Origin of the sequence: Methylibium sp., assembly GCF_013817365.1 — a bacterium.
Lineage (GTDB): Bacteria > Pseudomonadota > Gammaproteobacteria > Burkholderiales > Burkholderiaceae_C > Methylibium.
This window is the reverse complement of record NZ_JACDCU010000576.1, coordinates 1-2,152: the sequence shown is the minus strand read 5'-3', so window position 1 is coordinate 2,152 and position 2,152 is coordinate 1. Positions and strand designations below refer to the sequence as shown.

At 71.8% G+C, this 2,152-nt stretch carries 3 protein-coding genes; all 3 read left to right on the top strand.

What is annotated here, in order from left to right; translation table 11 throughout:
* Positions 1-330: fatty acid desaturase (locus H0W38_RS21500; RefSeq protein ID WP_292458038.1), on the top strand; the 330-nt coding region annotated here is incomplete at its 5' end.
* Positions 331-388: 58 nt separating this feature from the next.
* On the top strand, positions 389-1,006 hold the full coding sequence (locus H0W38_RS21495; protein ID WP_292458036.1) for an FMN-binding negative transcriptional regulator: 618 nt from the start codon (positions 389-391) through the stop codon (positions 1,004-1,006).
* Between the two features lie 201 nt (positions 1,007-1,207).
* On the top strand, positions 1,208-2,137 hold the full coding sequence (locus H0W38_RS21490; protein WP_292458040.1) for an IS110 family transposase: 930 nt from the start codon (positions 1,208-1,210) through the stop codon (positions 2,135-2,137).
* Positions 2,138-2,152 lie beyond the last annotated feature (15 nt).

The following is a 2,152-nucleotide window of genomic DNA, read 5'->3' as shown; positions in this document are numbered from 1 at the left end:
CTCTGGTGCTGGGTGCTGCCGCTGCTGCTGGGCGCGCCCGCCCTGCGCGGCTACCTCCTGGCCGAGCACGGCCGCTGCCCGCATGTCGCCGACATGCTGCAGAACAGCCGCACGACGCCGACGAACCGGCTGGTGCGCTGGCTGGCCTGGAACATGCCCTATCATTCCGAGCACCACGCCTATCCCGCGGTGCCGTTCCACAAGCTGCCGCTGATGCACGCGATGATGCGGCGCCGGATCGGGGGCGCGCCGGGCTATGCCAGGTTCAACGCCGGCTATGCGCGGGCCGCCGCCGAGGGCGCGCTGCCCGACACGGCCGGGCGCGGCTGATCACGGCCGTGCTTCGGGTGATTGCGGGGCGGCGCGGACTGGGGTAGAGGCGGCTGCCATGCACCCGAACCCCGTCTTTCGCGAGGACGATCAGGCGCGCGCGCTGGTGACGGCGCGCGAGCGCGGCTTCGGCGTTCTGACGGTGGCGGCGCCGGAGGGCGTGCTGGCGAGCCACGTGCCCTTCGTGCTCGAGGCGACGACGGTGGCGGGGCACCTGTCGCGCGGCGGCGCATTGGCCCGGCATCTGCGGCGCGGGCCGGCCGAGGCGCTGCTGATCGTCTCGGGTCCGGACGCCTACGTCTCGCCCGACTGGTACGGCACCGACGATCAGGTGCCGACCTGGAACTATGTCGCCGTGCATCTGCGGGGCCGGCTGCGGCTGCTGCCGGACGAGGCGCTTCGGCCGCATCTCGAGCGGCTGTCGGCGGCGCACGAGGCGCAGCTGGCCAAGCGGCCCTGGACGATGGACAAGATGACGGCGGGGCTGGCCGAGCGCATGATGCGCCAGATCGTGCCGGTGGAGATGACGGTCGAGGCGGTCGAGGCGACGTTCAAGCTGAACCAGAACAAGACCGAGGCGGCGCGCCTGGCCGCGGCGGAAGCGGTCGAGGAGGCGGGCTATGGGCACGAGCCTGCGGCGCTGGCGCGGTTGATGCGGCTGCCAAAGCAGCACTGATATGGCGGTGCGTGCGAGCACGCACCCTTGTCTCTTCGAATTGTGCGATTGATGGGGCGGGCGAGACCCCGTCGCACCCTTGGCCGTGAAGGCCGTGCCGTAGCTTGGGGCTCGCCCGCCTTTGTCTACCCAACCTGAACAGTTGCCAGGGGCGGCTGTCAGAGCTGCCGACCCCGCAGATCAAGGATAGGCTCCATGACGATACCGCAAGAGGTGATCGGCGTCGACGTCTCGAAGGGCTGGATCGACTGTCACTGGCAGTCCACCGGCGAGAAGCAAAGGCTCCGCACCGCCCCTGCGATGCTGCGGCGCTTCGCGGACAAGGCGTCGAGCGCGCTCGTGGTCTTCGAGGCTTCTGGCGGCTATGAGCGGCCGCTCGCCGGGGCGCTGGACGCCGCGGGCGTCACCTATGCGCGGGTCAATCCGCGCCAGGCCCGCGAGTTCGCGCGCGCCTGCGGGCGGCTGGCCAAGACCGACCAGGTCGATGCCGCCGTGCTCGCCGAGATGGGCCGGGCGCTCGCGCCGCGCCCGACGCCGCCAGCCGACCCGGCCGGCATGCGCCTGGCCGAGCTCGTCGCCCGGCGCGACGCGCTCGGGGCCATGCGCAAAGCCGAGACGCAGCGCCTCGGCCAAGCCTGCGACCGGTTCCTGCGCAAGCAGATCGCCGCCCTGCTGCGCGTTCTGCGCGGCCAGATCGAGCGCCTCGAGGCCGAGATCGCGGCGCAGATCGAGGCGCACCCGGCGCTCGCCGACCGCGCCGCACGCCTCGAAAGCGTGCCCGGCATCGGGCCAGTCATCGCCGCCAACCTGGTCGCGCGCCTGCCAGAGCTCGGCCGCCTCGACCGGCGCGCCATCGCCAGCCTCGCGGGCCTGGCGCCGCACGCTTGCGACAGCGGCCAGATGCGCGGCCGGCGCCGCATCTGGGGCGGCAGGACCGAGGTGCGCCGAACCCTCTACCTCGCAGCCTTCATCGCCAGCCGCTACGACCCGCACATCAAGGCCTTCCGGCGCCGCCTGCAGGACGCCGGCAAGCCCTTCAAGCTCGCCATCATCGCCTGCGCCCGCAAGCTCCTCACCATCCTCAATGCAATGCTGCGCGATGCCGCACACTATGTGAAACCTGCCATCTGAAAGACAGTTGCTACC

Excerpts from the sequence above, each read along its gene's own strand:
- H0W38_RS21495 (WP_292458036.1), top strand. The coding sequence starts at position 389 with ATGCACCCGAACCCCGTCTTTCGCGAGGACGATCAGGCGCGCGCGCTG.